The organism is Candidatus Vagococcus giribetii (genome assembly GCF_017316185.1).
GTDB classification, from domain to species: domain Bacteria; phylum Bacillota; class Bacilli; order Lactobacillales; family Vagococcaceae; genus Vagococcus; species Vagococcus giribetii.
Window position 1 is genome coordinate 15,646 of the sequence record NZ_JAFLVX010000037.1, and the last position, 12,343, is coordinate 27,988.

The following is a 12,343-nucleotide window of genomic DNA, read 5'->3' on the forward strand; positions in this document are numbered from 1 at the left end:
CTCTTAAGGTAAGCGCTAACAATAGATTGTGATGGAGTCCTAAAATTTTTTCAAATATATAAAAATAATCCAAATCTCACAAACTTAACAGACGGACCTAATTAATTTTAATTTACATTTACCCTTTAATAGATATACTTGAGATAAGTTACTGAAAAAATGAGGGCGAAAACACATGACAAATTTAATAACAATTTTATTAGTTGATGATGAAAAAAGTATTCGTGATGGACTGAAATTACTATTACCTTGGGAGGAATATGGGTTTCATATTATGGGTGAAGCTGAAAATGGCTTAGATGCTTTGGAAAAGATTAAGGAGCAGCAACCTGATATTGTTATCACTGATCTTATCATGCCAGAGCTAGATGGATTGAAACTTTCTAATATTATCCAAAGACAATACCCAGAGATTCATTTTTTAGTTCTTAGTAGCTTTGATGATTTTCCTTATGTCTCTCAGTCCTTCAAGAATGGTGCTGTTGACTACTTACTAAAACCAACACTAACAAAAGAAAGTCTATTGACTAGTTTAACTCAACTGTCTCATCAAATAACGAAGACTGAAAAAAAATTATCAGAACAAGACTTATTATCACAACAACTTAATCGGTTGTTAGCAGGCTACTCAGATACTAACTATGACGGACTCACTACTTATTTTAAGGAAGACAATCACTATATTTTATATACAAATTTACTCTGGTACCATACTAAAGAACAAGTCATTCAGACTTTAGAATCATCTTTATTTAATAACATGCTACCTTACTTAATCGAAAAAAATGAATACGGTATCATTTTTTCTAGCTCTTTACCCTATTCAGAAATTAAGTTAAAAGTAGCTGAAAAACTACACTCTCTACGAATGGTTGAACCTACAACTTTCTTTGTCTTGAGTTCGCCTATTAGGGAGATAAATGAGCTAAAAGAAAAACTTCATCAATTAAAATCAGAAGCAAAAGAACAACGTTTTTATTTTAAGCAACATACCTTTATTACAGAAGAAGATTTTTTAAGCCTCACTTCAACAGAGCAATTCGATACTAAAAAGTATCTACGTTCCCTACTAGATAACGACTATCAACTAGGGCTTACTCGAATTGAAGACTATTTTAATGATGTTATTATTGATTTACCCAAACCCACTGTTTTAAGACAACAAGCAAGTAGTATTTTTTACACTCTCTTCTCTACTTTAATTGATGCTTATGACAAAAAAGATGACTTACAACAACTAAAACAAGAGTTTCTATTTACTGTGGGTCAGCTTATTTACTTAGAAGATTTTTCCATTTTCATTCTTAGTATGATTGAGCGAATCAATATTGCTATCAATACAAAAGAAGTTGGTATCACTCATGAAAACGAACTACTTCACAACATCACTCGTTATATCGAACATCATTATGCGTCAGATCTTTCTTTGGCTATGCTTGCAGAAACTTTTCATTTTAGCTATTCCTATCTATCTAGCTTTTTTTCACATCACTTTAATACCAATTTTTCTGACTACCTTAATACCGTTCGATTAAAAGCTGCCAAAGAACTACTGTTAACATCGGACTTAAATCTATCAGAAATCGCTAACCAATGTGGTTATTCTGACCTCAGTTATTTTTCTCGACAGTTTAAAAAATATTACGGCAGTAGCCCTTCTAAATACCGCCGGGAGAACCAACTATGAAAAAAATAAAAAATTGGCTTCATTCAAACGAATTGTTTTTCAAGCTTTTATCAGTTGTTATCTTATTTGTCATTTTGGTCTGTTTCTTGACCTTGTCCCTTGTAATTGAGCGCTCTAAAAATAGTTACATCGATTCTTATAAAGCCTCCAATCAAATATTGATGGATAAAATTCAGAAAGACTATGACACTCTAAATGACAATATCAATCGCATGTTTGATTTGGTTGATAACAGTCAGGTAGTAGAAGATTATTTAACCACTAAAAATGATCACAGTGGGACAATTGTTGAGTTTACCAAACAAATGCAATCAACTCGCTCTATTTTTGAAGATACCCCTTCCAACTTGATTCTAATTGGCGTTAACGGGACTACTTTTGTCCAAAATAGTGGCATAAAAAATCAGTCTGCTGAATCCTTTTTGTCTAGTCCGCTTGTGGAAAAAATTAACGAAAGTAGAGCCATTAGTCAATATTTTTATCAAGCATCTGGACCTACAACAGCTACAAAAAATCAGTCTGGATTACTCTATTTGAGAAAGCTAACCTCTAATGAGAAGGTCTTTGGTTACGCTTTAATATTTGTTTCAGAAAATCACTTCGCCTCAATTTATGAAGAGCTATTAAACGATGAACTTCATACGATTTATGTAGTTAATGACGCCAATCAAATCATCTCTTCTAATCAAAAAAATGAACTAGGATTAACTCTTTCTGATGAGTTTATTCACTCAAATAACAAAGAGCTCACTGAAACACCTTTGTACTCTTATCATTTTACTTTGTATAATGCGATTAATATTCAACACCTTGTTGCCAATATGAATTTGCTTAAACCAACCATCTTGATTGCCATTTTAGCCATCCTTTTAGTTAGTCTCCTTGCTTTTTTCATTATCAAACGAACCACAGATCCTATCTACCAACTGATTGATCACTTACCTGCTGTAACTCAAGGTGATTTTTCTAATCAAGTTGATATTGCAGGGACCTATGAAACAAGGGAATTAGGTAAAGCATATAATTTAATGCTACAAGATTTGGAAGGTTACTTTGCTCACATCATTCAAACAGAAGAAGATAAACGCTTAATCGAAATTAACTCCCTCCAACTTCAAATTCAACCTCATTTTATTTACAACACGTTGACAGCCATTAAATTCCTTATTTGGCAAAACGAAAATGAGAAAGCCATTGAAGCAATGGATAGTTTCATTCAACTCTTGCGTCATACTCTTAGTAACAAAAAAGAGTTTATACCTTTAGAGCATGAACTCCAAGGTATTGAATCTTATATTGCTATTCTAAACTTACGATACGGTGATCGTATTTCTGTCATTCATTCTATCGAAGAAGATTGCCAACAGGCTCTTGTACCTAAAATGATTATTCAGCCAATCATCGAAAATGCTTATCTACACGCCTTTCCAAATGAGCAAGAAGGCTATATCCAACTATTTGCTCGCCATACAAAAGAAATTTTACTTATTGAAATTATCGATAACGGCATTGGCTTTCAAACGGATTCGGACTTAGATGCCACTGAATCTAAGTCACTTCATTATTCAGGAATTGGGTTAACTAACATCAAGGAACGCATTCAACTACTCTACGGGGAAACTTATACTTTAAGCATTGATTCTACTCCTGGTGTTGGTACTAGCATTACAATTTTACTACCTTATTACGTTGATTAATCAAAAAAAATAAGCCTCAAAGCACTAACTCAGTGTGCTTTGAGGCTTATTCTTATCTATTATTAATATCTAGTAATGGTTCTGCAACTAATTGAATGTCTGAACCCGATTTTCCTTCTGATTCAAATACAATTAATTCATTCACACCTTGCTTCAATAGTGGCCCTGGAATATAGAGTCTTCCTTGTGGTCCTTGATCCCAGAAGCGTCCAATGTTGAAACCATTAACCACTACGAAACCTTTTGACCAGCCTGACACATCTAAGAAGGTATCTCCAATTTCTGTGACTTCCCATTCAAATCGATAAAAACCTGGTTGATTTTCTTGCCATTCTTCTGAAAAATCAAGTTGATCTAGGTTATCCATGGGTAGTGAATACATCTCCCAATCACTTTGGAAGGCACCATTTATCACGACACCATCTTTAATCCCTTTTTCTTGGTAATTCATTTTAACAGAGTAATTAACCCGTCCCATGTTTTCTACTAAAATACCTAATTCATTAGAGTTGTTTGTTAATATAAATGGATAATTGGTTTCTATTTCTTTATCATATTGAGTCACTAAATGCTCTTGATTAATGTAAACTTGTGCTCTGTCGTTACAACCAATTAAACGAAAATCTTCAATTTCTCTGTTTTTACCTATATCACTCTTATAAAACACGTAGCCTGTTCCTTGGTTGAGTTGCTCCATGGACAAGGGAAAGTTATGAGTTGTTTTCTTTCCAATATAGTCCAAATTATTAAAGAGAGAAGTTTTTTCTGTTGCTTGTAGTGTCCCATATGCTTTTTTTATAATAGGCGTTGAAAACTCGACAGAAGGGATGTCTCTGTAAGTTGAAATAACTTGTTTAAAGGCTTCGTATTTAGGTGTTATGTCACCCCACTCTGTTAAAGGTGCATCATAATCATAACTTGTCACATCCGGAGCTAATTTTTCGTAATAGTTTGCCCCACTCGTGAAGCCAAAGTTTGTCCCTCCATGGAACATATAAAAATTCACTGAGCCTTCTTTTAGAATACACTCTAACTCAAAAACAGCATCGGCTACTTCTGTGGTATGATGCTTGTCATCTCCCCATGCATCAAACCAGCCAATCCAAAATTCCATGACCATGAGCGGTTTCTTTTCACCATGAAAGTCGCTTAAACGTTTAAAATACTCTGTTACTTTTGACCCACAATTCATCGTTGGTAAAGCTATTTCTGAAATCGAACCATTTTCAAGCATGTCTCCCCACGGTCCGTCTGACGTTACTAAAGGAACTTCTACTCCATGTTTTCTCATTAATTCTGCCATCTTCAAGAGATAGCCTTTATCATTAGCAAAGCCTCCATATTCATTTTCAACTTGCATTAAAATAATCGGACCACCTTGCGTGATTTGTAAATCCACTACTTCTTTAAACAATTTGTCAAAGTAACGATCAATCTTATCCATAAAACTAGGATGATTGAATCTAACTTTAATCGCTGGGTCTTTTAACAACCAATAAGGTAATCCTCCGTATTCCCACTCGGCACAAATATAAGGAGATGGTCTTAAAATAACCAATAAGTCTAACTCTTTAGCTAACTGAATAAACCTTCTTAAATCTAATCCTTTTTCAAAATTAAACTCCCCTTCATGAAACTCATGAAAATTCCAAGGAACATAAGTTTCTACTGTGTTACACCCCATAGCTTTTAATTTTTCAAGTCGATCTTGCCAGTACTCAGGAACAACTCGAAAATAATGAATAGAGCCAGAAATAATCTTAAATGGTTCATTGTCTAAATAAAAGTCATCTTTAACTTCAAACGTATTATGCGTCATGTTTTCTACTCCTCTTCTTTCTATTTGAATTCAGTATAAACAATTTTTCCCTTTTAAAGTATCATATGTTAAACTCAAAACTATAAGATTAAGAAACAAGGAGGTCCCTCATGCCTGTTTATTTTCACTTAGCCATTCAGCCCTTACCTATCACCCTAGAAAGCATAGGTAATCAGTGGCTTCAACCACCTGTTCGGCGTATAAACGGTTACCCTTATTACCACTGGTTACAAACCGAAAAAGGAAGTGGTCGAATCAAAATCAATCAGCACGACTACCTATTAACAACTGGTCACGGTATTCTTATCCCTGCTTTCATGCCTCATGAGTACTTTCCAGAAGGCGAATGGGTTGTTAATTTTGCAACTTTTGAGGGCACATTGGCTCCTGCTTTTGATCATCTGTTGCAAACTAATCTACCTATTTTAGTCACTGATCATGACTTTTTTTCATTCTCTCATCATATCAATCGAATGATTACTATGTTTAGCCAAACTGAATTAAACTCATTTAAGCTCTCTCAATTATGCTATGAATTCTTCCTGCAACTTAGTCAAGAAGCGAGTCATTATTCTCATTCTAATCACCCAGCTTTTAAAGCCTATGTAGCGCCCACCATAAAAGAAATCGAAACACATTATGCAGAAATTATTTCTATTAACCAATTAGCTGAAAAATTATTTATTTCACCCCAGTACTTAAATCGTCTATTTAAACAGTTTGTTCAAACAAGTCCTTACCAATACTTGCTTAGTTTTCGCATAAATAAAGCCAAGGAGTTATTAATTAACCGAAAAGAGTTGTCCATTCAATCTATTGCCCATCAAACAGGTTTTCAATCACCTAGTCAATTCTCTTTATTATTTAAGCAACAAACTCAACTAACACCAAAAGAATTTCGTCAACTTCATTTCTTACCATAAAAAAACTGTGACCCCATAAGGATTCACAGTTTTTTTGATTAAAATGATGGAACTAATGATTCGCCATGTTCTTCTTTTAAGTAATTACGGACAGCATCACTAGCAACAGATTTTTTTAAGACTTTAATTTTTTCTGAGTCGATGTTATCTTCTCTAGCTGCAACACTAATCGCATAATGGTTATCGTTTGGTTTCTCTAAAAATAGAGCATCTTCAGGTGTTAAACCAATTTTTGTTAAGTAAGTAGGGTAGTTGTAAACTAAGACAATGCCTTTTTCGTCATAAGCAGAAGCTAAGTTTAACAAATCAATTTCAATGAATTCAAAATGCTTTGGATTCTCAACAATATCTTTAACTGTTCCGTTAAAACCAACGCCCTCTTTTAACTTGATTAATCCTTTTTCATCAAGAATCGCTAAGGCACGACCTTGATTAGAAGCGTCATTTGGAATTGCTACTTTTCCATTATCTGGGATATCCTCAATCTTTTTGTAATCTTTTGAGTAAAAACCAACTCTTGCATCATAGACTTTTTGAGCAATAACTAAATTACCATTATTAGCTTTATTAAATTCTTCCATGTATGGACCATGTTGTGAGAAGTTAGCGTCTACTTCTTTGTCGTTTAATAATTTATTGTATTGAACGTTGTCATTTACACGAACCACTTCAATTTTGTAGCCTTCTTTTTCAGCTTCTTTGTTAGCAATATCAAGGATTTTTTCACTTGAATCTAAAGCTGTTGCTACCTTAATAACTTTATCTTCTTTTGGTGCTGATGATTCTTTAGTAGCCTCTTTTTTAGCGCCACATCCTGCTAATAACAAACTAATTCCTAATAAGCTTAATAACACTTTACTTCTCTTTTTCATTTAACAAAACTCCTTAAAATATTTTTCGTTTATCTAAATAATTGGCTAATAATGTGCCAGTTTTTTGAATCAAAATAACACTGATAATCATAACAATAATGGTTGTATACATGATTTCATATTCATAAGTTTGGTAGCCGTAGCGTATAGCAAAGTCTCCAATACCGCCTCCACCTACAACACCCATAATCGTAGAATAAGAAACCATTCCAATTGTCACTGTAGTAAAACTTAACACAAGGCTTGATCTTGCTTCAACATATAAAAAGTTAAACACTAATTGTCTTGTAGTTGTTCCTAATGATTTGGCTAGTTCAATCGTTTCTCTTGGTACATCTAATAATGCCTGCTCAGACATGCGAGCGTAATTCGCAATGGCTACAAAACAGAGAGGGAACGCTGCTGCCATGGTACCAAATGACGTTCCTAATACAAAACGGGTAAAGGGGATAATTGAAACGACAAACAATAAAAATGGAAAGGAACGAATAATATCAACGTATAAATTGATGACCTGACTAACAACTGTCATTTTTTTACTTTTATAGTAATTAATCGCCTTCAGATACATAATGGTTCCCATTGGTAAACCAATGACTAAAGCTGCTGTCATCGAAATAATAATCATAACCAAGGTCTGAGAAAGAGCTGTCATAATTTCTGTTTGATAAGAACTTATTTTTAGTATAATGTCACTCATGATAAATACCTCACTGCCTTTTCAACGTAACTAGTTGTATCTTCTATATGATCTGATTTATTAACAGTCACGATTGAAAGTATCTTACCAGATTCCATAATAGCTGCTCGGTCACACCAACGTTTGATTACTTCTAATTCATGACTAACAAATACAATCGTCGTTCCGAATTCTGTTTGAGCTTTTTTTAATAGCTTCATTACTTCATGTCCGTTATGCTCATCTAAAGCTGAAGTCGGTTCATCACATAACAAGATTTTCGGTCTAGTTGTTAGAGCTCTCGCAATAGCCACTCGCTGTTTTTGACCACCACTTAATTGACTGGGATATTTATGTTTATGCTCAGTCATGCCTACAAAATCGAGCATATCAGAAACTATCTTTCCGTCTGATTTTCCTTGTACTTTTAAAGGTAGTTCAACGTTTTTTTGAACCGTTAGATTTTGCAGTAAATTAAACTGCTGAAAAACCATACTGATTTTCTGAATCATGTCACGTTTCTTTTTCGTCATCTGCTTAGTCAATTCTTCTTGATTAATTTTAATCGTACCACTAGTCGTCTCTTCCAAACCATTGACTAGACGCAACAATGTTGATTTACCAGAACCACTAACACCGACTAATCCAAAAAACTCGTTTGCTTTTATTTCTAAGGTAATATCTGTTAGCGCCATTACCTGATGATTTTTTTGTGTAAATTCTTTTGATATGTTGTCTAACTGAATCATTATTTGTCACCCTAAGAGTTTAAATTTTAAACAAGGCGTCCCTTGCACAAACCCCATTCTATTAAATTTTCTAATATAAGCAAACTATTCTCGTTCTTTTTAAATTTTCTGACTATTTTTTAGTAATATAACAAATCTACTCTATCCTTGTTGTTATACGCTTTCTAATTGATTTAGATAACCTTTTTCACAAATATTTTTAATACAATATTGTTTTATCTACTTTGTTTTGAACAAAAAAAATAAACCTATTTAGGCTCATTTTTTTGTCCTATCATGTAAGAAATCATCTCATCTTGAGTTAGCTTTCTGACTTCAGTACCAGGATATTCTTGATATTTGTTTGTTTGAAAAACAGGAACTTTGTTACTTTTTTTATTTTTATCTTTTTTTAAATAGGCTACTAACTCTGCTTTAGTCGCAAATATTTTATATGCCTTACGTTCCTTGTCCAACTTAATTTCATAAACAGAGCAAGGTTCTTTCAGCACATATTCGGCTGTTCTAATGTAATAAATAGCTGATTCTAAGGATTTAAAAGGGAAATTCCAGCGGTACAAATTTCTTCTAGCATCTTTTTCTATACAAATACATCGACCACACGTCCCACAAATGTATTGAGTGTGTTTGCTTAAACAATCACTTGGTCCATACATTGGCGTCACTCGATCTTTATTACTATAACATTCTGGACACATCTTCATTTTAAACCCTCCTTTTACATATAGTATAACACCGAACCCTTATCTATTTCCATACATTTATTCATTTTTTGTCTACTATAAAACAATCCTCTAATTATTATTCCTTTAAAACCAAAAAATACCCACTCAAATGAGTGGGTACGAACGTTGATATACAACTAAGAATTTGATTATTTAGCTAAAGCTGCTTTAGCTTGATCAGCAAGAGCTGTGAAAGCCACTGCGTCATGGATAGCTAATTCAGATAACATTTTACGGTTAATATCGATTTCAGCTAATTTTAAACCGTGCATCATTTTGCTGTAGCTTAAACCGTTCATACGAGCGCCAGCGTTAATACGAGCGATCCATAATTTACGGAAGTTACGTTTAGTTTGTTTACGGTCTCTAAATGCATAAGTATGAGATCTCATTACTTGTTCTTTTGCTGTTTTGAATAATGTATGTTTTGAGCCATAGTAGCCTTTAGCTAACTTAAGCACCTTTTTACGACGTTTGCGGGTTACTGTTCCACCTTTTACACGTGCCATGATAATTCCTCCTTGAGTTTACGATTAAATTTGTTGAAGTTTTTAGTCATTATCAAAAAACTAAAAAGCTTATCTCATTCCTGTCAATTGTTGACGGATACGTTTGTAGTCGCCTTTTGATACCATTCTTGGACGACGTAATTGACGACGTTGTTTTTTAGTTTTTCCGTGGAAACGGTGACTTGTAAACGCACGGTATCTTTTTAATCCGCCACCACCAGTACGCTTAACACGTTTAGCTAGTCCGCGGTGAGTTTTCATTTTTGGCATTTTGATTTCCTCCTCAAATTCTTGTTACTTATCTGCTTTTGGCGCAAGTACTAAAAACATACTTCTGCCATCCATTTTAGCTTTTTGTTCTACTGTTGCAATATCAGCAGTTTCATCAGCTAAACGGTTTAAGACGTTCTGACCAATTTCTTTATGAGTAATCGCACGACCTTTGAAACGGATTGAAGCTTTCACTTTATCACCTTTTTCAAGGAATTTACGTGCGTTACGAAGTTTTGTATTAAAATCATTTACGTCGATTGTTGGGCTTAAACGTACTTCTTTAACATTGATCACTTTTTGTTTTTTACGGGCTTCGCGTTCTTTTTTCTGTTGTTCAAAACGGAATTTACCGTGGTCCATTACTTTAGCAACGGGTGGTTTTACATTTGGTGCTACTAAAACTAAGTCTAAGTTTGCACTTTCAGCAATTCTCAATGCTTCAACTTTACTTTTAACACCTAACTGTTCGCCGTCAGCTGAAATTAAACGTACTTCTTTTGCACGAATGCCGTCGTTTACCATAATATCTTTTGCTATGGTCATTCACCTCCAAAATTTTTAGAGAAAAAACGAAAAAAACGAGTCTTTTAAAATTTAAAAGAGCCCGCACCTAAACAATTATCCTCGTAAAAGGAAAATTTTCTATCTAGCCCAGTCATAAATATCACTCAGGCGAGAAGCGGGTGCTTCTTCTTAATTTCTCAACTCATTTATTATAGCAAGGTGATATGAAAAATGCAACTCTTTTCTTCATTTATTTTCATCAAGAGCTATGCTATGCTCAATACAACTAATTAGATATTAAGGAGGAATAGCTTTTGCCTAATTTTAAAATTGAATTACCTATTATTAGTCAACAACTAGAGGAAATATTACCCGACTACTTAGAAGATGAATTAGTCATCAAACATAACTTGGTACAAGACATTACTTATCCTAGTGACAGTTACCAAAGTATTGTATTTGAAAAAAGCCACTTCAAAAAAGTCAGTGTTTCTGGTCATACCTTTAATCGTTTCGAGTGTGTCGATTGTTTATTTGAATCTTGTGACTTCTCAAATGTAGAATGGATTGGTGGTGCGTTTCACCGAACTATTTTTAAGAACTGTAAACTAACAGGTGCTAATTTTGCTGAAGCTCTCCTACAAAATTGTCAATTTGTCGATTGCACGATTAATTATGCCTCATTTAATTTTAGCCAACTAAAACGTGTTGTTTTTAACGACTGTCAATTAAACGAATCTGAATTTAGTGAAATCAAGTGGACTCATTTAGAGCTTTATCAATGTGAGCTAAATAAAACTAATTGGATTGGTACAAAACTAAATAAACTCAATCTCTCTTCATGCCAATTTGAACAACTAAGTCTTTCTCCTGATCTAATCAGAGGCTTTATTGTTAACTATGAGCAAGCCATTATTGTTGGTATGACTTTAGGTCTGGTTTTAGATGAACCTAGGTAATGAATGATAAGAGTTTTTGATTTACTTTCTAACCAATCTTTTTTACAATCAATGCATCATTAATTGATTGAACATTTTAAGGAGGCAAATTTATGCCATTAACGACCCAAGTCACTTTTGCAAAAAATAAAACGCACATTACCATTGAACCACTTGAAACAACACTGTCTCTTATTAAAACAAAAAATATTCCTAAAAAACTTGATCCTAATGCTACTTATCTTTTATACCTCGATCAAGCTTTGATTTTTATTGGTTCACAAACAGAACTCTTATCTTTAGAAACACCTACTTTTACTACCTTAGTTAGTATCACTATTCCTACTGATATCGATAGCATTTATTTGCAGCGTTCTCTCATTAACATTGCCCTGGAAAAAGGTGTAGTTCTTCTATCGGGAGCAGAGACCAACGTTCCTACTAATATCACTCAACAGCTTACTAACATACAAGAAGCTCTTTTTTTAATTCTTGAAAATACTGGACACCCTTTTGAAGCTCTTGTCATTAAAAAAGCAAAACCAGCTAAAGCTCGTCATAAATGGACAAAAGAAGTCAGTGAAATAGACTTTTTTATTGACACAAGAGATAGTTTAGCCACCGTTAGATGGATTAAACGTAATCAAATGCTCATTAAAAAAGGGGCTACTATGATGGCAGAAGCTCCGTTAAATAAAGACGGCTCCGTTGGCTTTTCTGCAAAAATGGGGGATAAAATCCGTTCAGAGAACAGTGATAAATTTAAGAACTTTGTGACAACAGAAGATATCCTACTAAAAAGTGTTAATGAAGTTGGTCTATTCCTCTATTTTGCTGGAACAAATAGTTGGTTAGAAATGATTGATCAAAATAGCAAAACATTAAATGAATGGACAGTTGTTGACTAAAAAAAGGTTGGAAGAAGATTCTTCCAACCTTTCAGATTGAAGACAAACTAGTTACTCATA

Annotated in this window: 13 protein-coding genes and 1 other annotated feature; of the genes, 5 read left to right on the plus strand and 8 right to left on the minus strand. The window is 33.8% G+C overall.

Annotated features, from left to right (window positions below; all coding sequences use genetic code 11):
- Positions 1-175 precede the first annotated feature (175 nt).
- Both DOK76_RS12295 and DOK76_RS12300 read left to right on the plus strand, forming a co-directional pair.
- Positions 176-1,687 (plus strand): response regulator, encoded by a 1,512-nt coding sequence (locus DOK76_RS12295; protein ID WP_206968196.1) that lies wholly within the window; start codon positions 176-178, stop codon positions 1,685-1,687.
- Positions 1,684-3,384: a sensor histidine kinase gene (locus DOK76_RS12300; protein WP_206968198.1), complete on the plus strand. Its 1,701-nt coding sequence runs from the start codon at positions 1,684-1,686 to the stop codon at positions 3,382-3,384. The genes DOK76_RS12295 and DOK76_RS12300 overlap by 4 nt, the downstream gene beginning before the upstream one ends.
- A gap of 52 nt (positions 3,385-3,436) precedes the next feature.
- Here DOK76_RS12300 and DOK76_RS12305 read toward each other — a convergent pair whose 3' ends face one another.
- Positions 3,437-5,203 carry a glycoside hydrolase family 35 protein gene (locus DOK76_RS12305; protein WP_206968199.1) on the minus strand — a complete coding sequence of 589 codons (1,767 nt, stop codon included), beginning with the start codon at positions 5,201-5,203 and terminating at the stop codon, positions 3,437-3,439.
- Between the two features lie 110 nt (positions 5,204-5,313).
- On the opposite strand from DOK76_RS12305, the gene DOK76_RS12310 reads away from it, so the two are divergent.
- Positions 5,314-6,126, plus strand: coding sequence for an AraC family transcriptional regulator (locus tag DOK76_RS12310; RefSeq protein ID WP_206968202.1), 813 nt, complete (start codon positions 5,314-5,316; stop codon positions 6,124-6,126).
- A 38-nt stretch (positions 6,127-6,164) separates the two neighbouring features.
- Here DOK76_RS12310 and DOK76_RS12315 read toward each other — a convergent pair whose 3' ends face one another.
- The 7 genes from DOK76_RS12315 to infC all read right to left on the minus strand — a co-directional run bounded on the left by DOK76_RS12315 (position 6,165) and on the right by infC (position 10,476).
- Complete coding sequence (locus tag DOK76_RS12315; RefSeq protein ID WP_206968203.1) at positions 6,165-6,998, minus strand: MetQ/NlpA family ABC transporter substrate-binding protein; 834 nt, start codon at positions 6,996-6,998, stop codon at positions 6,165-6,167.
- A gap of 13 nt (positions 6,999-7,011) precedes the next feature.
- The gene (locus DOK76_RS12320) at positions 7,012-7,698 is read right to left on the minus strand and encodes a methionine ABC transporter permease (RefSeq protein WP_206968205.1); all 687 of its coding nucleotides are present in this window, start codon (positions 7,696-7,698) and stop codon (positions 7,012-7,014) included.
- On the minus strand, positions 7,695-8,426 hold the full coding sequence (locus tag DOK76_RS12325; RefSeq protein WP_206968208.1) for a methionine ABC transporter ATP-binding protein: 732 nt from the start codon (positions 8,424-8,426) through the stop codon (positions 7,695-7,697). The genes DOK76_RS12320 and DOK76_RS12325 overlap by 4 nt, the downstream gene beginning before the upstream one ends.
- Before the next feature lie 248 nt (positions 8,427-8,674).
- Positions 8,675-9,130 carry a hypothetical protein gene (locus DOK76_RS12330; RefSeq protein ID WP_370590135.1) on the minus strand — a complete coding sequence of 152 codons (456 nt, stop codon included), beginning with the start codon at positions 9,128-9,130 and terminating at the stop codon, positions 8,675-8,677.
- A gap of 170 nt (positions 9,131-9,300) precedes the next feature.
- Positions 9,301-9,660, minus strand: coding sequence for a 50S ribosomal protein L20 (rplT, locus tag DOK76_RS12335; RefSeq protein ID WP_206968210.1), 360 nt, complete (start codon positions 9,658-9,660; stop codon positions 9,301-9,303).
- Between the two features lie 69 nt (positions 9,661-9,729).
- Entirely contained in the window at positions 9,730-9,930 is a 201-nt protein-coding gene (rpmI, locus tag DOK76_RS12340; protein ID WP_114288907.1) for a 50S ribosomal protein L35, read from the minus strand.
- Positions 9,931-9,954: 24 nt separating this feature from the next.
- Entirely contained in the window at positions 9,955-10,476 is a 522-nt protein-coding gene (infC, locus tag DOK76_RS12345) for a translation initiation factor IF-3 (protein ID WP_206968212.1), read from the minus strand.
- Positions 10,477-10,497: 21 nt separating this feature from the next.
- Positions 10,498-10,634 (minus strand) — a sequence feature (ribosomal protein L20 leader region).
- A 117-nt stretch (positions 10,635-10,751) separates the two neighbouring features.
- Between infC and DOK76_RS12350 the strand changes: the two genes are divergently transcribed.
- Complete coding sequence (locus tag DOK76_RS12350) at positions 10,752-11,396, plus strand: pentapeptide repeat-containing protein (protein ID WP_206968214.1); 645 nt, start codon at positions 10,752-10,754, stop codon at positions 11,394-11,396.
- Positions 11,397-11,488: 92 nt separating this feature from the next.
- Positions 11,489-12,283 (plus strand): hypothetical protein, encoded by a 795-nt coding sequence (locus DOK76_RS12355; protein WP_206968216.1) that lies wholly within the window; start codon positions 11,489-11,491, stop codon positions 12,281-12,283.
- The last annotated feature ends 60 nt before the right edge of the window (positions 12,284-12,343 follow it).